The sequence below is a fragment of the Haliscomenobacter sp. genome, from assembly GCF_033763495.1.
In the GTDB taxonomy this organism is placed as follows: domain Bacteria; phylum Bacteroidota; class Bacteroidia; order Chitinophagales; family Saprospiraceae; genus Haliscomenobacter.
In genome coordinates this window covers 17,385-39,559 of sequence record NZ_JANRKL010000187.1, presented here as the reverse complement: position 1 = coordinate 39,559, position 22,175 = coordinate 17,385, and the positions used below count along the sequence as shown (strand labels likewise).

The window sequence follows — 22,175 nt, the reverse complement described above, 5'->3', positions numbered from 1 at the left end:
ATTTTCGAAAAAAATTGATCGTTCAATGAACATCCACACAGAAAAACTAAAATTGATTGAATGGTTGGTACAACTCAACGATACTTCCGTGTTGTCCCAGGTCAAAGAAATAATGGATAATGTTAAACCGATTGAAAACCTCTCGATCATTTCTCCTGATGAGTTAAAGAAAAGAGCGCTAATTGCCAATCAAGACATTGAAGACGGAGCTGTTTATTCTTTGGAGGATGTGTTGAATGAAGATTGGGACCAATGATCATTTTATAACAAAGAAATTGGCCTCCTTCAGTGTCCCTCAAGTCCCTTCAGTTTCTAAGGTGGTTCAAAAAAAACGCAGCGAAGCTGCCCCCGTCAACGCCTAACTTTGTGTTCTCCGCGCCCTCTACTTTTATCCTTTGTGCTAAAAAAAAAGCCACTTTTGGCCTCCTTCAGTGTCCCTCAAGCCCCTTCAGTTCCTAAGGTGGTTCAAAAATAAAACGCAGCAAAGCTGCCCATCGGCCTAACTTCGAACCTCTCTTTTCTCCTAAAAAATCCCCGCTTTTGCCCCCTTCCCCTTCCAAAAATCAAACGCCTAAACAAGAAGAAACACCAACACTACCCAATTCCCCAAAATCCCCTTATTTTCATCCCCATGAACGATTCCTCCCAAACCGACGCGGAATACTACCACCAACAAGGCCAGTCGAAAGCCAACGCCGACGAGCATGCCATTGCCATTGACCACTTTGAGCGGGCCATTCAAATGGATCCACTCAACCCTCAATTTTTCCTTAGCCTGGGCGTTTCCCTAATCCACTTGAACCGCTACGCCGAGGCCATCCGCAGCATCCAGCACGGACTATCCTTGAAGCCCGATTTTCCCGAAGCTTACAACTCCCTGGGACTCGCCTACATGCACCTGGAACAGTTCACCGAGGCGGCCAACTGCTACCAGGAGGCCATCCGCCTGAATCCTGCCGATCTTGCAGCCTACCACAATTCTGCCAACATGCTGGCCATCCTTGAAAGGTTTGACGAGGCGATCGAACGGTACGAGCAAATCCTGCAACAGGCGCCCGAGGCTACGGCTACCTACAACAATTTGGGCAATGTACTGATGTTGATGGGGCGTTTCGCGGAGGCCATTCCGCATTACCAACGCGCCCTGGAACTCAATCCGACCGCTGCCGAAACCTACCACCACCTTGGAGCTGCCTTGATCGAACTGGAACGCCACGCCGAAGCCATCCAGGTATTGCAGCAATGTCTGGCGATTGATCCTCTCGATGCCGAAGTCTGTAACATGCTGGGCACTACCCTGGCTAAAATGGGCAGCTTCCAGGAGGCCCTGGAACAACTGCAAAGATCCGTGAAACTTCGCCCGGATTATGCCTTGGCGCATTCCAACATCGGGCTGATCCAGGCGCAATTGGGTGACCTCCCCGCCGCCATTGCCGCCAATGAACGGGCCATTTTGCTCCAACCTGATTTTGCTTCGCCGTATAGTCACCTGGGAGAGCTTTATCTGCGCCTGGAACGCCCACTGGAGGCCCTCAAGTGTTTTGAGCATTTGTTGAACATCGCCCCGGATTACCCCGACTTAGCCCGCAATCTGGGGGATGTGTACTACGACCTGGGCGACCTGCCTCGGGCGATCGCTATGTACGAAAAACGACTCGAAACCCAACCCAACGATTTTATTACCCGCTATATGCTGGGGTCTTTTTATTTTTTACAGCGGGACTTTGATTCCGCACTGAGACATTACGAGGGGGTACTGGAACTGACGCCAGATGATCCCGATGTTTGGAACTCCATCGGTTGTATTTATTTGTCGATCGAGCGTTTTGAATTGGCCGAAACGGCGCTACTCAAGGCCTGGACACTCTGGGACGAAAGTAATTTTTTGCCTGCCATGAACCTGGGACACCTGGCGCTAGCCCAGGGACTCCTGGACACGGCACTTCATTGGTACCGACTGGGCTTGCACCTGGCCCCGGATCGAAAACAGTTTTTTGAGGGGCTACACTCGGATTGGAAGGACTTGAAAGTGCTTAAAGAAGTATGGATGGAATGGGTTATGGGGGAGTTGGAAAAGGTCTGAAACCGATTCAGTGCTGGTTGAATGGTTGGGCTCAAAAGCAACGAGTCAATATCAATCCGTCATTCGTTACCTTGCGACCACTCCGCCAGTTTAGCGTTGACATAATCCCTTAACTCTTGTTTTTTTGACACTGGCACTCGATAGGAAATAGTAGTGGTTGCTTCGTTAAACTTGTCTCCGGCTTTTTGAGGAAGCCCTTTGGGGCGGCCATCTACCTGGCCTTTGGCATGGGCAGCACTTACCCGGCTTTGGTTCGATCAACAATGCACGCCTATTTTTCAAGTGGCCCTAAATAAAGTTCAAACTCTTTTTTCATGTTATACAAAGCATATGCCCCTTCGATGAATGCATTTTGCTCCTGCTCAGTCAGTTTTTTCCAGTCCTCAGTTTGTTCAGCCATAGTCACCAGCATGACTGCCTGTTTTTTGCTTTCTTCCAGCGTTACCCGCTTTTGCTCGCGGCGGATGCACTCGACAATCATTTCCACGATGTAGGGTGAAATTTCCTTTTGATCTTCCATTTTGGTGCTTTTTTTGCAGGCTCTGAATGCGGAAAGGCTGTCTTCCAGGTCTACAAGAGTTATTTATTTTATCCGATATTCCTATTTCCCCAAAAGACGATTGAAAGGGCAATATCTGAAACTTAGTTTATTGAAACCAGTTTTTGAGACTTTTTTACACGGAGTTAGGAGCGGGTAGGGGAGAGGCGTTGCAGTTTCATGAAACGAGGGTTTTGTGGGATGAGCTTGAATTGAATCATTCAATCCGTGATTCGCTACCTTGCGACCACTCTAACAGTTTAGCGTTGACAGAATCCCCTAGCTCTTGTTTTTTGATACGGATATTTTTGATATCTAAATAGTTATTTGCGTATTGTCAAAAGTTTCTCTTCGAAGTGCTATGAAAAATCGTGACAGAGAGATACAAATATTATCAAACCAATTTCGAAATATCTTTAGATTCTATTATAATTGTTACCTTAACAGATGACATTGAAAAATCTTGTAGTATAACCTCCCAACCTAAATTTTTTATATTTACGTATACAATTGATTGAATAAAAATGACGAACGAACAATGGAATGAACTCCTTTTCTCTATACGTAAAGGCAAATGCCTCTTACTGCTTGGGGCAGGAGCATCTACACTGACCAAAAACGGAACCACTCGCCCATATACCGAATGGTTGGCAATTGAACTCGCGGACCAACTCCGTCGCGACCAGCACCCCCTGGAAGAAAGTGAAACGGGCAGTCTTTTGTACGTAGCGACAGAATATTTGTCTTTCTACAAGTCAGCCATTAAGCTACAACAAGAAGTAGAGCGTTTTTACCGCGAGCAAGCCAAACAACCCAATGCTTTGTTAAAAACCATCGCCGACCTGCCTTTCCCTTTGATCATCAATACTGCTCCAGATACCTTGTTGGAAAAAGCCTGGTTGGGCTTGGGAAAAGACTACCGCACTGCCCATTACAGCCTGCAGAAAGAACGCAGTAAGGAAGAAGCCGACCTGCAAATTGAAGACCCCAGCGGTGATTGCCCGATGCTTTACAACCTCTTTGGGTCGGTAGGGGATCCCGCCTCTTTGGTGCTCAGCGAAAGGGATCGCTTGAAATTCATTGAAGATATCATCCAGCACAACAATGCCATTCCCAACGCCATTTTGAAAGAATTCAAGGAAGACAAAGTGGTGCTGTTTTTTGGCTTCGATTTTGAGCATTGGCACCTGCGTATTTTGCCCAAAAAGATTTTCCAAAAAGAGGAAATCAGTGCACCAGTGATTGTGCCCAATGGCAGCCAGCCCCTCTCCCGAGGCGCGATGGTATTTTACGAAAAGCAGTACAAAATGGAGTTCTTGCCTGAAGAGCCTCTGGCCTTTGTACAAGAACTGAGCCGTCGCTGGGAAACCCAAAAAGACGAAGACCTGCCCGAAATAGCTGCCCCCATTCGGGCCATGTACCTCTACGACCGGGCCGATGAAGCCTACAAAACCATGCTCGACAAACACCTTTCCGTGCTGAAACGTGCTGAAGGCATTCAAACCTGGGACGAATCCATGATCAGTGCAGGAGAGGAAGTAGACGAACGCATCCGCCAACAACTGGATCAGGCTAACCTGATCTTGCTACTGGTTAGTGCCGATTTTTTGGCGAGTGACAAACTGTATGAAGAACAATTGCGGCAAGCCTTGCAGCGCAACCGGGAAGGAAAGGCCTACATCATCCCCATTCTCGTGCGCGCCTGCACCTGGGAAAACGCAGTGTTTGCCAAGTCTAAATTCATCTTGCCCCGGAAACAAAACCCTGTGGCCAGTTGGGAAGACAAAGATGCCGCCTGCCGCCATATCGTGATGGAATTGGAAAAATACATTCCCCATCTCGTTGAAAACCTGCAAGTATGAACTACCGCTACCCTGGCCCACAATCGTTCACCGAGGAGGATGAACAGCTCTTTTTTGGTCGAAACCGCGAAACCAAAGCGCTCTACGACCTGATCATGGTGCAGCCACTGGTGGTATTGTTCGCCAAATCCGGCATGGGTAAAACCTCCCTCTTGCAGGCGGGCATCATCCCTCGCTTGCGTTTTACGGAGTACGATCCACTCATTTTTCGCCTCAACGATGTAGCGGTGAGCCCCGAACAGCAGGTGCTGCGCAAAATAGCGCCCACCGCCGCTTCCGATACTACCCTCTGGACCGAGATCATCCACTACAACCGCGAACACCAGGGCACCCCTTTGTTGATTTTTGACCAGTTTGAAGAACTCTTCACCCTGTATTCTGACGAACAACGCGCTGCTTTGGTGCGTCAATTGGCCGATGTGATCAACGGCACCTTGCCCACATCCATCCGCCAGCACATCCTGGAAGGCCTGGAGGCCGGGACCTTAAACACCTCCGACGTAGCCGAATTGGAACGCAAGCCCAGGGTGAAAATCGTACTCTCCATTCGTTCCGATTTGCTGCATTACCTGCACCTTTTGTCGCCAGAAATCCCTTCGATTTTGCGCAACCGTTTTGAGTTGTTGGGTTTGCGGCCCGAACAGGCCCAGGAAGCCATTGTCAATCCAGCAGCACAGGCTCAGGAGGTGGGGGACTATTCCTCGCCGACTTTCAAATATTCCCCCCAGGCACTGACCCAAATCCTCTCTTACCTCTCGCGGAGGCAACATTCGCTGCTGAGCACTACCCGCCAGGAGCCAGAAATCGAGTCTTTTCAATTGCAATTGTTGTGCGAATACATTGAACGCAAAATCATCGCCGAACGGGAAAAATTTCTCACAACGCATGCTGCTGTGGTCACCCCTGAGTTTTATGGTGGGGAACCCGGCATAGAACAAATCCTTTCCCAATTTTACAGCAACACCCTTGCCGCTATCCCCGACCCCCGGCAACGCGAAAAAGCACGCCGACTGCTCGAAGACCACTTGATGAAAAACGAACGACGGGTGAGCGTGGATGAAATCACCATTGTACAAACCCACGGCGTAAGCTCCGAAACCCTGGATTTATTGGTCAATAAACGCTTGCTGCGGCAGGATGTGCGCGAGACTGGGGATTATTTTGAGGTTTCGCATGATACCTTGTTGGGGCCGATTTTGCGGAGCAAGGCGGAATGGGAAGCTAAGCAAGCGGCTAAGTGGAGGCGCCAATTGATAGCTACCGTATTAGGACTATCGCTAATCGTGTTTGCTGCTTTTTGGTTTGTATTTTGGGCGTTACGGCAAAGAGCAGATGCTTTAGAGCAAAAAGCAGAAGCTGAAAGGCAAACCAAAATTGCAGAAGCAGCCAAACGCAGTTCTGATAGCTTATTAATCCGTTCCGACAGCTTATTAAAACGTTCGGAAAGTTTGTTGAATCAAGTTTTGGCGGAACAAGGAAAGACCAAAGCTGCGCTGGAAGATGCCCGACAAAAAGAATCCGCACGTAAACAAGAGGAAGATGCAAAGAATAAACTCCGTTTTGAGGACCTGATGAAACAAGCAGAGATATTATTCAAAGCGAAACTGTACCCTAACGCCAAGCAAAAATACCAGGAAGCTCTGAAATTGGCACCAACACCAGAGAAAGCACGCGAAATTCAATCTAAAATTAAAGAATGTGACCAATGAAGAATCAATTGTTGTTTACGTCTTTATGCGTATTGATTACAGCTATTGGCCAAGCCCAATGTGATCTTAAAGAATACACCCGTATCTTCAAGGAAGCAGTCGACCTACAGGGAAAAGGGGCATTTATAGAGGCAAAAAACAGGTATGAAGCGGCGAAAATTTATGCCTGTAATCAAAAGGAGGTAGACGCAGCAAATACAGCAGTGGATAATTTGTTTGACCAGGTAAACTCATTGCGCCTGCAATCTATAGCAGACAGGAACAGAGCAGATAGTACTGCCGCCGCCAATCGCCGCCAGGCTCTTACTGCTTACGCCAATGACTTGGCCTATAAAAGCCAAACTGCTTTGCATGATGGTGATCGTACCACTGCCTTCCAAATCGCCACCTTTGCCCATCATTATGTAGAAGAAGGCAATGCCAACGTCACCCGTGCCCTGATCGAAGCGCTTTATTTTAATGATGCACTCACTCACGCTGCTTTACCCTGGTCTGCAACGCTGGAAGGGCATATTTCCTCCGTCACGAGCGTCGCTTTCTCCCCCGATGGCAAAAAACTTGCCACCGGGTCTGAGGATAATAGTGCCAAAATTTGGGACCTGGAGTCCGGTAAACCAGCCCTCAGCCTCATTGGGCATACGGCCGACGTCACGAGCGTCGCTTTCTCCCCCGATGGCAAAAAACTTGCCACCGGGTCTGAGGACAATAGCGCCAAAATTTGGGATCTGAGCTCTGGTAAGCCAACCCTCAGCCTCATTGAACATATATCCTCCGTAACCAGTGTTGCATTCTCCCCCGATGGGAAAAGACTCGCAACTGGGTCTTCCGACCACAGCGCCAAAATTTGGGACCTGGAGTCCGGTAAACCAGCCCTCAGCCTCATTGGGCATACATCCTCCGTATTGAGTGTTGCCTTTTCTCCCGATGGTAAAAGACTCGCCACCGGGTCTGAGGATAATGGTGCCAAAATTTGGAACCTTGGCTCCCATAAACTAACTCTAACTCTCAGCCTCTCCAGGCATACATCCTCCGTATTGAGCGTTGCCTTCTCTCCCGATGGCAAAAAACTCGCTACCGGGTCTGAGGATAATAGTGCCATAATTTGGGATCTCGACTCCGGTAGACCTACCCTTAGCCTCATTGGACATACGGAATCCGTAAACAGCGTCGCCTTCTCCCCCGATGGCAAAAAACTCGCCACCGGGTCTTCGGACAACAGCGTAAAAAAATGGGACCTCGACTCCGGTAAACCAACACTCAGCCTCAGTGGGCATAGGTCCATCCTATTGAGTGTCGCCTTCTCCCCCGATGGCAAAAGACTCGCCACCGGGTCTGGAGACAACACCGCCAAAATTTGGGACCTTAACTCCGGTGAACTAACCCTCAGCTCCAACGAGCATACGGACAACGTCAGGAGCGTCGCCTTTTCCCCCGATGGCAAAAAACTCGCCACCGGGTCTGCCGATAATTCCGCCAAAATTTGGAACCTGGACTCTGGTAAACCAACCATCAACCTCATTGGGCATACGGCCTCCGTATTGAGTGTCGCCTTCTCCCCTGATGGCAAAAAACTCGCCACTGGGTCTGCTGATAATACCGCCAAAATTTGGGATCTCGACTCTGGTAAACTAATCCTCAGCCTCATTGGGCATACGGTCTCCGTATGGAGCGTCTCCTTCTCCCCCGATGGCAAGAGACTCGCCACCGGGTCTTCCGACAATAGTGCCAAAATTTGGGATCTCGACTCCGGTAAACTAATCCTCAGCCTCATTGGGCATACGGACAACGTAATGAGCATCGCCTTCTCCCCCGATGGCAAGAGACTCGCCACGGGATCTTTAGACAATAGTGCCAAAATTTGGGATCTCGACTCCGGTAAACCAGTCCTCACCCTAAGTGGGCATAGTGACAAAGTATGGAGCGTTACCTTCTCCCCCGATGGTAAAAGACTCGCTACGGGGTCTTACGACAATAGCGCGAAAATCTGGGAGATCAATCCAGAAGGAATTATTCATGAAGCCAATAAAAACACGCGCTTATCCCCGCTCAGCGGCCCGCAACTGATCTCCTACAACCTCGAAACCCTCCTCGATCTCCACCCCGACAACGAAGCCAAACTCATCGCCACCCGCGAGGTCTGGCAGATCAAAGCCTTTGCCGATCTCGCCGCAGCACAAGCGGGGGGGAGCAATGTACTCAGCAGGGTAGAAGTCCCGTACGCCCGTGCCAATCGGCTCTACACCGCCGCACTGGCGCTGCAGGATGAACTACGCATTCGGATGGATTACGCTGAGATGTTGCGCCGCTGGGCGGAGGTGTACCAGTCAGATGGACTGGAAGAAAAAGCAGGGGTGTTGAGGACCAAGGCCAATGAATTATTGAAGAAAACTAAAAACTAGGATTAGCTGATCTTTATCTTTTATAAAACAACCCACCATGCGCCACAAAATTTTAATCACCTTATTATTGCTAGCCAGCGTCTTTCAGGTTTATGCCCAATGCAACCAGAAAGAATACACTCGCATCTTCAATGAAGCTGTAGCCTTGCAGGGGAAAGGGGAGTTTATTGATGCCAAGAATAGGTATGAGGCTGCGAAAATTTATGCCTGTGGGCCGAAGGATTTGGATAAAGCAGATAAAGCAGTGGATGCTTTATTTGAGCAGATCAATAGATTAAGAAAACAAGCAGATAGTATAGCAAATGTCAATCACCGCCAAACCCTTACTGCTTACGCCAATGATCTGGCCTATAAAAGTAAAATTGCTTTGGAGAGTGGGGATCGGACTACTGCTTTTCAATTGGCTACTTTTGCTCATCGTTATGTAGAAACTGGTAATCCCAATGTGACTCGTGCTTTGGTGGAGGCGCTTTACTACAATGATGTACCCACCCACCCACCTTTGCCCTGGTCAACAGCACTACATGGGCATACATCTTTCGTCAGTAGTGTCGCCTTCTCTCCCGATGGCAAAAGACTTGCTACAGGGTCTGGGGATAAAAGCGCGAGAATTTGGGATCTGATCTCCGGTAAACAAACCCTCAGCCTCGAAGGACATTCGGATGAAATCTACAGTGTTGCCTTCTCTCCAGATGGCAAAAGACTTGCCACGGGGTCTAAAGATAAAAGCGCGAAAATCTGGGACCTGGACTCTGGTAAACCAATCCTCAACCTTAAGGGGCATACATCTTTCGTCAGTAGTGTCGCCTTCTCCCCTGATGGGCAAAGACTCGCCACCGGGTCTGGGGATAAAAGCGCGAGAATTTGGGATCTAATCTCCAGTAAACCAATTTTCAGACTCGAAGGGCATACGGAATTCGTTACCAGTGTCTCCTTCTCCCCGAATGGACAACACCTTGCCACTGGGTCATCAGACAAAACCGCCAAAATTTGGGATCTGATCTCCAGTAAACCAATCCTCAGTCTCGAAGGGCATACGTCCGATATAACTAGCCTTACATTCTCCCCGGATGGCCAACGCCTCGCCACTGGGTCAGAGGACTGGAGCGCCAAAATTTGGAACTTGGCCTCCGGTAAACTAATTCTCAGCCTCGAAGGGCATACGTACGATATAACTAGCCTTGCCTTTTCGCCCGATGGCCAAAGCCTTGCCACCGGATCTTCTGACAAAAGCGCCAAAGTATGGGATCTGGCCTCTGGTAAACCAATTTTCAGTCTAAAGGGGCATTCAGCTGCCGTATTGAGCGTCACTTTTTCTCTTGATGGCCAAAGCATTGCCACTGGGTCCTACGACAAAAGCGCCAAGACCTGGAGCCTCGTTTCTGGAAAACAAACCCTGAATTTGGAAGTAGGATCGAGGGTTACCTGTGTCGCATTTTCCCCTGATAGCCATACACTGGCCACTGGGTCCTACGACAATAGCACCAAAATCTGGGATCTGGACACTGGTAAATCAATCCTCAGCATCAAAGGGCATAAAGACTACATTTCCAGCATTGCATTTTCTCCCAATGGCAAAAGTCTTGCCACTGGATCTTTAGACAAAACCACCAAAATCTGGGATCTCGCCTCTGGTAAACTAATCCTCAGTCTTGAAGGGGATACATCTGAAATCACTAGCGTTGCATTTTCTCCCGATGGCAAAAGAATTGCTATGGGGTCTGTAGATAAAAGCGCCAAAATTTGGGACCTCACCACAGGTAAACAAATGCTTAGCCTCCAGGGGAATGCAGAATCTGTAAGGAGTGTTGTCTTCTCGTCCGATGGGCAAAAACTCGCTACAGGGTCTGTAGATAAAAGCGCCAAAATTTGGGACCTCGCCTCAGGTAGACCAATCCTCAATCTCGAAGTAGGTACGACTGTATTGAGTGTTGCATTCTCGCCCGATGGCCAAAGACTTGCCACCGGGTCATCAGACAAAACCGCCAAAATTTGGGACTTGGCTTCAGGTAAACAAATTCTCAACTTAGAAGGGCATAATAGCTATGTCAACAGTATCGTGTTCTCTTCAGATGGCAAAAGACTGGCTACTGGATCTTTTGACAACACCGCCAGAATCTGGGATCTGGCCTCGGGTAAACCAATCTTCAGCCTGGAAGGGCATGCGGATTTTGTCAACACTGTTGCATTCTCACCCGATGACAAAAGGCTTGCTACGGGGTCTGATGACAACAGCGCTAAAATATGGGACTTAACACCCGAAGGTTGGCGCAATACCCCGAAGGGTAAAACCCAACTATTGTCTGGTCTTGAGGCCATGCAATTGGCCTCCTACAACCTTGAAACCTTGCTTGACCTCCACCCCGACAACGAAGCCAAACTCATTGCTACCCGCGAAGTCTGGCAAATCAAAGCTTTTGCTGATCTCGCCGCAGCGCAAGCAGGGAATAGCAATGCGGCCAGTAGGGTAGATGCGCCGTATGCCCGTGCCGAGCGGCTATACAGCGCAACACTCGTCCTGCAGGATGAACCACTCATCCGCATGGACTATTCCAAGATGTTGCGCCGCTGGGCGGAAGTAAACGAGGCGGATGGATCGAAGGAAAAAGCAGCAGCGTTAAGGGCCAAGGCCGATGGATTGTGGAAAGAAACTAAAAACTAGCATAAAGAGATCTTCATCCTTTATAAAACAACCCACCATGCGCCACAAATTTTTAATCACCTTCTTATTGCTAGCCAGCACCTTTCAGGTTTATGCCCAATGCAACCAAAAAGAATACACCCGCATCTTCAACGAAGCCGTAGCCTTGCAGGGGAAAGGGGAGTTTATTGATGCCAAGAATAGGTATGAGGCTGCGAAAATTTATGCATGTGGGACGAAGGATTTGGATAAAGCGGATAAAGCAGTGGATGCCTTATTTGAGCAGATCAATAGATTGAGGAAACAGGCGGATAGTACTGCAGTGAATGCTTATGCTAATGATTTGGCGTATAAAAGTCAGATTGCTTTGGAGAGAGGTGATCGGACTACTGCTTTTCGGCTGGCAGAATTTGCACATCGTTATGTGGAAGAGGACAATGCCACCGTTACCCGAGCATTAGTAGAGGCTTTGTACTATAATGATGTACCCAACCACTCGCCTTTACCTTGGGTATCTAATCTACAAGGGCATACGTCCTCCCTATTGAGCGTCGCATTCTCCTCAGATGGCAAAAACCTCGCCACCGGGTCTGCCGACAACACTGCCAAAATATGGGACCTCGACTCCGGTAAACAAAAACAAACCCTCAGCCTCATTGGGCATACGGAATACGTCTTGAGCCTCGCATTCTCCCCAGATGGCACAAAACTTGCTACCGGGTCTTACGACAACATCGTCAAAATTTGGGACCTCGACGCCGGTAAACAAACCCTCAGCCTCAGTGAGCATACGGAACCTGTCTTCAGCGTTGAATTCTCCCCCGACGGCAAAAAACTTGCCACTGGGTCTGCCGACAACACCGCCAAAATTTGGGACCTCGACTCCGGTAAACTAATCCTGAGCCTGGAAGCAAGCGCGGGTGTTAGTAGCGTTGCTTTTTCCCCAGATGGCACAAAACTTGCCACGGGGTCTTCTGATACCAGCGCAATAATTTGGGACCTCAACTCCGGTAAACAAATCCTCAGCCTCATTGGGCATACGGAATACGTCTTGAGCCTCGCATTCTCCCCAGATGGCACAAAACTTGCCACGGGGTCTTCTGACAACAGCACCAAAATTTGGGAACTCAACTCCGGTAAACCAATCCTCAGCCTGTTTGGGCATACGGACGATGTCAACAGCGTCGCATTCTCCCCTGACGGCAAAAAACTTGCCACGGGGTCTTCTGACAACAGCACCAAAATTTGGGAACTCAACTCCGGTAAACCAATCCTCAGCCTCTTTGGGCATACGAAACCGATCACCAGCGTCGCATTCTCCCCCGATGGCAAAAAACTCGCCACGGGGTCTTTAGACAACACCGCCAAAATATGGGACCTGGACTCCGGTAAACCAATCCTCAGTCTCTTTGGGCATACGGAACCGATCACCAGCGTTGCTTTTTCCCCCGATGGGAAAAGACTGGCCACGGGGTCTTGGGACAAGAGCGCCAAAATATGGGATTTGGACTCCGGTAAACAAATCCTCAGCCTGGAAGGACATAGTTCCTACGTCAGTAGCGTCGCTTTTTCCCCCGATGGGAAAAGACTCGCCACTGGGTCTAACGACAATAGCGCGAAAATCTGGGATTTGGCCTCCGGTAAACAAATCCTGAGCCTGGAAGGGCATAGTTCCTACGTCAGTAGCGTCGCATTTTCCCCCGATGGGAAAAGACTGGCCACGGGGTCTTTAGACAACACCGCCAAAATCTGGGACCTGGACTCCGGTAAACCAGCCCTCAGCCTCTTTGGGCATACGGAATTCGTCATCAGCGTTGAATTCTCCCCCGATAGCAAAAGACTCGCCACTGGGTCTGCCGACGAAACCGCAAAAATTTGGGACCTCGACTCCGGTAAACAAACACTCAGTCTCAGTGGGCATAAGTCCTCCGTCACCAGCGTTACTTTCTCCCCAGATGGCCAATTCGTTCTCACCGGAAGTAACGACGAAACCGCCAAAATATGGGATCTCGACTCCGGTAAACAAACCCTCAGCCTTAGTGGGCATAGGGAACCCGTCACCAGCGTCGCATTCTCCCCCGATGGCAGAAAACTCGCCACCGGGTCTTTAGACAAGAGCGCAAAAATTTGGGACCTCGACTCCGGTAAATCAAGCCTTAGTCTCGAAGGGCATACGGACTACGTCACCAGCGTCGCATTCTCCCCCGATGGCAAAAGATTCGCCACGGGGTCCAAGGACAAAAGCGCGAAAATCTGGGACTTTACCTCCGAAGGCTGGCGCAGCACTCCGCAGGGTAAAAACCAACAGCTTTCTGGTTTGGATGCAGTTCAACTGGCCTCCTACAACCTCGAAAACCTCCTCGACCTCCATCCCGACAACGAAGCCAAACTCATCGCCACTCGCGAAGTCTGGCAAATCAAAGCCTTTGCCGATCTGGCCGCAGCACAGGCAGAGGAGAGCAATGTGCTCAGTAGGGTAGAGGTGCCGTATGCCCGTGCCGAGCGGCTCTATGCAGCTGCACTCGCCCTACAAGACGAACTGCTCATTCGTATGGACTATGCCAAGATGTTGCGCCGCTGGGCGGAGGTGTATGAGGCGGATGGGCTGAAGGAAAAAGCAGGAGCGTTGAGGGGCAAGGCGGATGGATTGTGGAAGGAACCTAAAAACTAGCATTGAGTTGATCTTCATCTTTTACAAAACAACCCACCATGCGCCACAAAATTTTAATCACCTTATTATTGCTAGCCAGCGTCTTTCAGGTTTATGCCCAATGCAACCCGAAAGAATACACACGCATCTTCAACGAAGCGGTGGTCTTGCAGGGGAAAGGTGAGTTTATTGATGCCAAGAATAGGTACGAGGCTGCTAAAATTTATGCCTGTGGGCCGAAGGATGTGGATAAAGCAGATAAAGCAGTAGATGCCTTATTTGAGCAGATCAATAGATTGAGGAAACAGGCGGATAGTACTGCCGCCGCCAACCGTCGCCAGACTCTTAATGCTTACGCCAATGACCTGGCGTATAAAAGCCAAATAGCGTTGCGGGCCGGCGACCGTACTACTGCCTTCCAAATCGCTTGTTTTGCTCACCGTTATGTAGAAGAGGGCAATGGCAACATCACCCGCGCCCTGGTTGAGGCTTTGTATTACAACGACATGCCCACACACTCGTCCTTACCCTGGTCGGCTGTGCTGTCAGGGCATAGGTCCTACGTCTTGAGTGTCGCCTTCTCCCCCGATGGCAAAAGACTTGCAACAGGGTCTGACGACAACAGTGTCAAAATTTGGGATCTCCAATCGGGTAAAGAAACCCTCAGTCTCGAAGGGCATATAAAATCTGTCACCTGCGTTGCCTTCTCCCCTGATGGCAAAAGCCTTGCCACGGGATCTGACGACTACAGCGCGAAAATTTGGGACCTCCAATCCGGTAAAGAAACCCTCAGTCTCGAAGGGCATACGTCCTCCGTCAGTAGCGTCGCTTTTTCCCCAGACGGCAAAAGTCTGGCCACGGGGTCTTGGGACTACAGCGCGAAAATTTGGGACCTCCAATCGCGTAAACCAACCCTCAACCTCGAAGGGTATACGTCCTCCGTCAGTAGCGTCGCTTTCTCCCCAGATGGCAAAAGTCTCGCCATGGGATTTGACGACAACAACGCCAAAATTTGGGACCTCCAATCCGGTAAAGAAACCCTCAGCCTCGAAGGGCATATGGCCTCCATCAGTAGCGTCACTTTCTCCCCAGATGGCAAAAGTCTCGCCACAGGGTCTTACGACAAAAGCGCGAAAATTTGGGACCTTCAATCTGGTAAACAAACCCTCAGCCTCGAAGGGCATACGACCGAAGTCAGTAGCGTCGCTTTCTCCTCAGATGGCAAAAGTCTCGCCACGGGGTCTTACGACAAAAGCGCGAAAATATGGGACCTCCAATCTGGTAAACAAACCCTCAGCGTTGAAGGGCATGCGTCCCTCGTCTTGAGTGTCGCTTTGTCCCCAGATGGCAAATGGCTCGCCACGGGGTCTCACGACCACAGCGCGAAAATTTGGGACCTCCAATCCGGTAAACAAACTCTCAACCTCGAAGGGCATACGGCCTCCGTCTGGAGCGTTGCTTTCTCCCTAGACGGCAAAAGTCTCGCCACGGGGTCTAAAGACCACAGCGCGAAAATTTGGGACCTCCAATCCGGTAAACAAACCCTCAGCCTCGAAGGGCATACAGCTTCCGTCAGTAGCGTCGCTTTCTCCCCAGATGGCAAATGGCTCGTCACGGGGTCTGACGACAACAGCGCCAAAATCTGGGAGATCGCCCCCGATGGGATTATTCGGGAAGCCAATAAAAACAGGCACCTATCCTTACTCAGTGGCCCGCAACTGATCGCTTACAACCTCGAAACCCTCCTCGACCTCCACCCTGACAACGAAGCCAAACTCATCGCCACCCACGAGGTCTGGCAAATCAAAGCCTTTGCCGATCTCGCCGCAGCGCAGGCGGGGGGTAGCAATGTACTCAGCAGGGTAGAGGCACCTTATGCCCGTGCCGAGCGGCTCTACAGTGCCGCACTGGCGCTACAAGATGAGCCACTCATTCGTATCGACTATGCCACCATGCTGCGTCGTTGGGCGGAGGTGTACCAGGCAGATGGACTGGAGGGAAAAGCAGCAGCGTTAAGGGTCAAAGCAGATGGATTATGGAAAGAAACTAAAAACTAGCATAAAGCAGATCTTCATTCTCTATAAAACAACCCACCATGCGCCACAAATTTTTAATCACCTTAATTATTGCTAACCAGTATCTTTCAAGGTTTACGCCCAATGTAACCTGAAAGAATACACCCGTATCTTCAATGAAGCCGTGGAGCTGAATTGAAACATATAACGCCTGAATCAACCTTCACAACCTGACCTAAACCATGCTCCAATTCACTTGTAAGTTTTTTTCAGCTGGATGTGCCGATGTGATTTCCATAAGTTTTAAGGATATCTCAGGTAAAACCCAGCACATTTTTATTGACAGTGGCACAGAGACTGCTTATAACTTGCTGCGCCCAGAACTATTGGCTATTGCTGACCAAGGTGAAGAAATTGGACTATGGGTCGTTTCTCATTGGGACAATGACCACATCTGTGGAATCATCCGGGTTTTGCAGGATAACGACATTCGGTCTCGATTGCCCATCAAACAGGTTTGGTTCAATGCCAATTATCGAATGCCCCACAACTCGGGGGCGACTTCAGGCTGGATAGGTTTGAAAGAGGGTGCCTTACTGCGTGATATGCTACAGGATGAGTTGGGTGTCCCTTCTCCAGTCATCACCACCGAGAACCCGATCATTGATGAATTAGGCTTGAAATTCACTATCCTATCCCCATCTCCCGAAATCTATCGAGAGGCCATTGCTAAGATAAAGAAGCGCTTCCCTTTAGGAGTTAAGCAATGGGATCATCAGCAAAAGCTTGAGTTATTGGCTCACCTACCTTCACATCTTGACCGTAGCCCGGCAAATCGCAGCAGCATTGCTTTTTTGCTCGAAGCCGGAACTTATCGGATGCTGCTCTTGGCTGATGCAAGCCCGCTTGACCTGGTCGAGCAACTTCAAAAATTAGGTTATTCACCTCAATTTCCTTTACAAATTGATTGGATCAAGGTTCCCCATCATGGGAGCAAACGAAATATTTCAGACGCATTACTAGCCCTAATCGAGACCGACCAGTTTGTTTTTACTGCCGATGCATCCACTCGGCATAAATTACCCGATAAAGAGCCCATTGCTCGTATCCTTTGTCACCCCCAGAGAGACTATACGCGCCACATCAAGTTGCTTTTTAACCATCGCAATAACCAATTGGAACGTATATTTGATGTTGACGGTCAGGATGTTTTTGAGCGTTTGAATTTTTCAGTCCACTTTCCTGCCCCCCAGTCTAATGCTTTAATTATTACTGCAAATGTCTAAATTTTTTGAACCTACAGAGATAAACGAACTGCTGCGCAGAACTACAGTTAAAGTAACTTCACCCCATGAAGAGGGCAGTGGTGTTTTGTACAAACCTGTTCCAGAATCTCCTTTTGTTTATGTACTTACTGCTCGACATGTGCTATTGGGCATAGATGGATTGCCAGAAGATGTTTCACCCAATCAGATAATTCTGAAGTTTCTATTCAATCCGAATTCGAATAGCTATTTTGAGTACCAACTGCAGGTCAGCGATTTGATGCTGGTCTCTGATAATTCCCAAGAAGATTTTGCCGCTTTGGTGGTGCCTTCAGTAGCTATTGAACAGCTTACAGGAGTACTGCCCATCTTGACTTTGATTCGAGAAACCCATGGCCTGATCAATTGTCGTTTTAGAGGCTTTCCTGATGCTTATGAAGCAGAAGTGCCCATTTTGATGGAAGGTAACATCACGGAGAGTACAAAGGGTTCGGTCTATCAGTTTGAATGGGAGGTTTTACAAAGGCTTGATGATCAATGGGTATCTAGTGAGTCAAGAACAGCCTATGAAAATGTGCGGGGTTTTTCGGGAAGTGGTGTTTTTTTTGTTATTGAGGATGAGCTATACCTACTGGGTATCGCATCAAACTTTGATGCGTTCAACCGTTTTTTTGGCGAAAAAGTGGCTTTTCTAGAATACTTGATCAAAGGGATTGATCAATTACCAAACCCTGATTTTTGCATCCCTGAAGTGCGGCCAGAGGTGCGAACAGCAATCAAAAAACTGGATGCCAATGCAAAAACAGAGGTACTCAATCGCATTAAGGCTACAATTGGTGAAACCCACTGCCTGCCTAGAGAGCAACTCATCAACGATTTGACTAAAGCCATCGAAACAAACCCTGTAGTGATTGTGCACGGCGATGCTGGTGCCGGGAAGTCTGCGGCAGTTAAAAATTGTCTTGTTGATGGAAAGCAGCGGTTTTTTGCCATCAAAGGTGAACAGATTTGTGCAGAGAGTTTTCACACAACGCTTAAATCAATAACTGGGACGGATGTCGATCTGAAAACCTTGTTGACCAGCCCCTTGCTCAAAGAGCCAGTAGTGATTTGGGTAGATGGTGCTGAAAAAAGCATTGAACGCAACCAAACCAATGCATTGATTGACTTAATTCGTATGACCGTCGATTTCCCTGCCTTACGTGTTGTCATCACCATTCGCAAATACGCGCTGGAGCATTTCAGATTATTGGTGCTGAATGCTACCCGCCGCTTTCATGTTTATGAAGTCCCTTTACTTTCACTCGAAGAGCAAGAGCTGATCGGGCAACAGTTTCCAGCAGCCCGATCTTTTTTAGACAATCCAAAGTTACGCCGTTTACTCAGGGTACCCTTTTACCTCAACTATGCAGTGCTGCTGAATGAGCCAACCGAAGCGGGCAAGGAACTGGATGAATTTACTTTCAGGGAAGAGATTTGGCGTTTGGCTATAGCAGGAAGAACCAGAAATTTAGACCGCACATTAGTTTTTACCGACCTCGTAGTAAAACGCGCAACCCAAATGGCATTGTACGTCAGGGTGGATAAAGCGGATTTTGAAGTAGTAGAACAATTGGAGCGTGAACACATACTGGTTCGGGAAAAGGATACTAATCGTTTTGCACCAGCTCACGATATTTTTGAAGATTGGGCTCTAGTTAGACATGTTCGCTCTACTTTTCAAGATCATGGTTTACCTGCTGACTTGTTTCAGCATCTAGGCTCAGCATATGCCATTCGCCGAGGGTTCCGTTTTTGGTTACAGGAAGAAGTGAAGCACCAGCCCAGTGAGATTCTACGTTTTGCTACACAGTGTATTATGGGGGCCATTGATCAATATTGGAAAGATGAAACTTTTATAGTCCTGGTGCAGTCAGAGGAGGGGGCACGCTTTCTAAACGAAAACCATACCCTTCTCTTGAATAACAATGCCCGCTTATTGCTGCGTTTTATTCATCTTTTTAGAGTAGCCAGCAAGGAGCCGGATGCATCTCTTCCAGGTTTAAGGGAGATTTGGAAACTTTATAGCTCCACTTTTATACCAGTTGGGCATGGTTGGGCTACATTGATACATTTTTTGCATCAACACCTCGGTGTAGTTAATAATAATGAGGCATTGTATCTGTTTCTGAAGGATTGGAGCTGTAAGCTGGTGTGGAACAAACCTTTGCCATCAGAGGCTCGTGATGCTGGATTGATCCTTTTGACTGTATTTCAGCGGATGAGAAGTGGACATTTGGAGTTACTGAATAGCCCTCAAAATGAAATTAGAAAAGACACCCTTCGGTTAATCTTTAGATTAACCGAAGTCTTGCAGGAAGAAGTTAAGACTTTATTAGAAGAAACACTGGATGAGATTATACGAGCACACACGCATCGCGACGGACTTGGAAAAGGATTTGGATTGATCTGGGAACAGATGCTTTCTTTTTTTCACTGTGTTGAACTTTGTCGGTATTTCCCAGGCCTTATAATGGAAGCCGCTTGGATGAAATGGGTAGATGACAAACCATCAATAACCCAATCTTATAGCTGGACATCAACAGACGTTAATAGATCTTTTGGACTAGCTTCAGAACATCATTTGGACGATTTTCCTGAAAGCGCCTGGCAAACACCTACATTATGGTTACTCCGGTATCATCCTACCGAGACATTGAATTGGATAATCCGCTTCTTTAATTATGTAACCCAGAAGTACGAAGATTCTGAGTATTCATCAAATGATGACTGTACTGAAATTGAGCTCGTTTTAAATGATGGAAAGACAATAATTCAGCGGGGCAATTTGGTGCTTTACTTAATGTTTCGAGGTACAGGTAAAGTCACACCCTATTTGTTGCAATCTACCTTGATGGCTTTAGAAAAATGGCTTTTAGAATTAGCTGAAATCAAAACAGATTGGAGTCGAAAACTACTTCAGGAATCATTTGAGCTTTTGTTGAAGGATAGCCAGACTGTAGCAACTACCTCTGTGCTAGTCAGTGTTGCCATTGCTTACCCAGAAGAAATAGGCGAGCCAATTTATCCTTTACTCACAAGCCCCGAGATATATCAATGGGATACCAATCGAATGAATCAAGAGTTTGAGGCAGAAGCTTTGGCTTCCATGGGAACTGGGATGTACGACTCTTTTTACCAAAAAGAAAGGGTAGAAGCCAATCGTATGCCCCATCGGAAGACACGGTTAGAAGAATTTGTCGTTGAAAGGGCTTTCAATAATCTGGATTTTCGGAACAGGTTTTTTCCGATCCTTGATCGATTTTGGGAAGAAGTCCCTCCTGGTTCATCTACTTGGCGCATCTTTTTAAATCGTATGGATATTCGAAAATGGGAGACTACCAAAATAGAGGAGTTTGAAGGTAAATATAGAATGATGGTGCAGCCTAAAATTGAGGATGATATACGCCTTATAGTTGACCAAGCACGACAAGAACTAACAGAAACAAGCCTCATTATTGCAGCAAACCTCTGGGCTAAAAATATTTTTGATCAAAAAGAAGGGTATTCATTCTCAATAGACGAATGGCTAATTCACTATAACTATGTTAGAAATTTTGATCTCTCAAATCATGCAGGATATATAAAAACGAAATTCCCCGCAGCTCTCCTTGCTTCTGTTGCAATTCGTGATGGTATAAATGATTTGAGTGTAGAACAAATTGAATGGTGCGAACGTCAAATCCTTGATCGGGCTAAGCTGGAATTAGAAGATAGTAAAAGGCCATATACCGACTTAAGGTTCTCGAAAAACCTGTTTGAAGGGGTTCCTGCACTATGTAGTCTCGTCCCATTGCTGAGAAAAAGACATAGCCAGGCAATTCGACAACTGGTCATTGAACTACTTTTTGAAGCTTTGTTGCAAACTGAGCTTTCGGATAACCTTAAAAGCAAGTTTTTTGATTACGTGGGAGACAATCTTTGGGCAATAGATCAACAGGTTGCTTATGCCTGCTGGGCTGGATTGATTAACTATGCAGCACTCTGGAGAAAGTACCCGGGATATGGTTATTACATCCGACCTCATGATAGAGCCACACGTAAGGAGTTTAAAAATTTTGAGAAAGAAAAGGTCAGGCTAATTCAATCTGTTGTAAATCTTAACATTAAATCGGAGCCCTTGCCAGATTTTTTGGATGTAAGAAGTCGTTGGTGGTTCGATAAAGCGCTTAGAATTCTCCCAGCGAATATTCCAATTGAAGAATGTAGAGAATTCGTTGGACAATTTCTCTCTTTGCTGTTAAGAATCGGAAACCGAAAGAGTGGTGACGGGGATCGACCAAGTGACTTCTATATGTCCTACCTCCTTTTTTCCGAATACTTTGCAAAATTCATATTTGCACAGCCTAAAGAACTAGTATTACCACTTTTTGATCAACTCACTCAAACGATCTTACAAGCTAAATCTTACAATCGACGCATTTTTGAATTCGTTCAAAAATGTTTGGATCAAATTACGACCACAATCGCCCAGAATCCTGATCTAGATACCCAAATCTTCGGGTTTTACTGGAAGCGATTACTCCATGCGTCCATTGCTTCGAGCAATAAATACTTCACTGCTACACTTTTATTAGAATCCCCATATTGGCATGATCATGTCAGCGATTGGAAACCCATTCGTGACAACAAAGCCCTCTTTATTGAGATCATTCAAAAGATGGGGGAACATGCTTCCGACTCAGTCGTTCGCTTACTGGCAGGTATTGGCTCAGATATTTTATTGCCAGATGGTCTGTTATGGCTTCATGAAATACTTCAAAAGCGAGGTATAGAGCAGGTCAAAATCCACGACATGGAACGTTTATTAAACCGCGTTTGGGTTTTTCATGCGCCTGGCATCAGGAAAAATCGTGACTTATTACAGAGTTTAATGGCTATCCTGGATTTGATGGTTGAAAAAGGGTCTTCTTTGGCGTTTTTTATGCGGGAATCTTTGTTTGGGGGCTGATTTCTCAACTGCTATGCACACCC

11 protein-coding genes are annotated in these 22,175 nt (G+C 47.7%); 10 read left to right on the top strand and 1 reads right to left on the bottom strand.

Annotation, left to right across the window (positions count from 1 at the left end; genetic code table 11):
- The first annotated feature begins 25 nt into the window (after nt 1-25).
- A complete protein-coding gene (locus SFV55_RS20830) occupies nt 26-256 on the top strand; it encodes a hypothetical protein (protein WP_320031483.1) in 231 nt (76 codons plus the stop codon).
- A gap of 375 nt (nt 257-631) precedes the next feature.
- On the top strand, nt 632-2,083 hold the full coding sequence (locus SFV55_RS20825; protein WP_320031482.1) for a tetratricopeptide repeat protein: 1,452 nt from the start codon (nt 632-634) through the stop codon (nt 2,081-2,083).
- A 271-nt stretch (nt 2,084-2,354) separates the two neighbouring features.
- On the opposite strand, the gene SFV55_RS20820 is transcribed toward SFV55_RS20825, so the two are convergent.
- Nucleotides 2,355-2,603: a hypothetical protein gene (locus SFV55_RS20820; protein ID WP_320031481.1), complete on the bottom strand. Its 249-nt coding sequence runs from the start codon at nt 2,601-2,603 to the stop codon at nt 2,355-2,357.
- A 542-nt stretch (nt 2,604-3,145) separates the two neighbouring features.
- Here SFV55_RS20820 and SFV55_RS20815 point away from each other — a divergent pair.
- From SFV55_RS20815 to SFV55_RS20780, 8 genes are all read left to right on the top strand, one after another.
- Nucleotides 3,146-4,483 carry a toll/interleukin-1 receptor domain-containing protein gene (locus tag SFV55_RS20815; RefSeq protein ID WP_320031480.1) on the top strand — a complete coding sequence of 446 codons (1,338 nt, stop codon included), beginning with the start codon at nt 3,146-3,148 and terminating at the stop codon, nt 4,481-4,483.
- Nucleotides 4,480-6,192 carry a hypothetical protein gene (locus SFV55_RS20810; RefSeq protein ID WP_320031479.1) on the top strand — a complete coding sequence of 571 codons (1,713 nt, stop codon included), beginning with the start codon at nt 4,480-4,482 and terminating at the stop codon, nt 6,190-6,192. Before SFV55_RS20815 ends, SFV55_RS20810 begins: the two co-directional genes overlap by 4 nt.
- Nucleotides 6,189-8,591: a WD40 repeat domain-containing protein gene (locus SFV55_RS20805; RefSeq protein ID WP_320031478.1), complete on the top strand. Its 2,403-nt coding sequence runs from the start codon at nt 6,189-6,191 to the stop codon at nt 8,589-8,591. The genes SFV55_RS20810 and SFV55_RS20805 overlap by 4 nt, the downstream gene beginning before the upstream one ends.
- 37 nt (nt 8,592-8,628) lie before the next feature.
- A complete protein-coding gene (locus SFV55_RS20800; RefSeq protein WP_320031477.1) occupies nt 8,629-11,253 on the top strand; it encodes a WD40 repeat domain-containing protein in 2,625 nt (874 codons plus the stop codon).
- Nucleotides 11,254-11,290: 37 nt separating this feature from the next.
- Nucleotides 11,291-13,903, top strand: a complete 2,613-nt coding sequence (locus SFV55_RS20795; RefSeq protein ID WP_320031476.1) for a WD40 repeat domain-containing protein — start codon at nt 11,291-11,293, stop codon at nt 13,901-13,903.
- A 38-nt stretch (nt 13,904-13,941) separates the two neighbouring features.
- A complete protein-coding gene (locus SFV55_RS20790; protein ID WP_320031475.1) occupies nt 13,942-15,939 on the top strand; it encodes a WD40 repeat domain-containing protein in 1,998 nt (665 codons plus the stop codon).
- A gap of 200 nt (nt 15,940-16,139) precedes the next feature.
- Nucleotides 16,140-17,183, top strand: a complete 1,044-nt coding sequence (locus SFV55_RS20785) for a ComEC/Rec2 family competence protein (protein WP_320031474.1) — start codon at nt 16,140-16,142, stop codon at nt 17,181-17,183.
- On the top strand, nt 17,176-22,152 hold the full coding sequence (locus tag SFV55_RS20780; RefSeq protein WP_320031473.1) for a hypothetical protein: 4,977 nt from the start codon (nt 17,176-17,178) through the stop codon (nt 22,150-22,152). Before SFV55_RS20785 ends, SFV55_RS20780 begins: the two co-directional genes overlap by 8 nt.
- Nucleotides 22,153-22,175: the final 23 nt, after the last annotated feature.

What these genes read in the sequence shown, in the direction of transcription:
- SFV55_RS20830 (WP_320031483.1), top strand. Translation starts at nt 26, where the DNA reads ATGAACATCCACACAGAAAAACTAAAATTGATTGAATGGTTGGTACAA.
- SFV55_RS20825 (WP_320031482.1), top strand. Translation starts at nt 632, where the DNA reads ATGAACGATTCCTCCCAAACCGACGCGGAATACTACCACCAACAAGGC.
- SFV55_RS20820 (WP_320031481.1), bottom strand. Translation starts at nt 2,603, where the DNA reads ATGGAAGATCAAAAGGAAATTTCACCCTACATCGTGGAAATGATTGTC.
- SFV55_RS20815 (WP_320031480.1), top strand. Translation starts at nt 3,146, where the DNA reads ATGACGAACGAACAATGGAATGAACTCCTTTTCTCTATACGTAAAGGC.
- SFV55_RS20810 (WP_320031479.1), top strand. Translation starts at nt 4,480, where the DNA reads ATGAACTACCGCTACCCTGGCCCACAATCGTTCACCGAGGAGGATGAA.
- SFV55_RS20805 (WP_320031478.1), top strand. Translation starts at nt 6,189, where the DNA reads ATGAAGAATCAATTGTTGTTTACGTCTTTATGCGTATTGATTACAGCT.
- SFV55_RS20800 (WP_320031477.1), top strand. Translation starts at nt 8,629, where the DNA reads ATGCGCCACAAAATTTTAATCACCTTATTATTGCTAGCCAGCGTCTTT.
- SFV55_RS20795 (WP_320031476.1), top strand. Translation starts at nt 11,291, where the DNA reads ATGCGCCACAAATTTTTAATCACCTTCTTATTGCTAGCCAGCACCTTT.
- SFV55_RS20790 (WP_320031475.1), top strand. Translation starts at nt 13,942, where the DNA reads ATGCGCCACAAAATTTTAATCACCTTATTATTGCTAGCCAGCGTCTTT.
- SFV55_RS20785 (WP_320031474.1), top strand. Translation starts at nt 16,140, where the DNA reads ATGCTCCAATTCACTTGTAAGTTTTTTTCAGCTGGATGTGCCGATGTG.
- SFV55_RS20780 (WP_320031473.1), top strand. Translation starts at nt 17,176, where the DNA reads ATGTCTAAATTTTTTGAACCTACAGAGATAAACGAACTGCTGCGCAGA.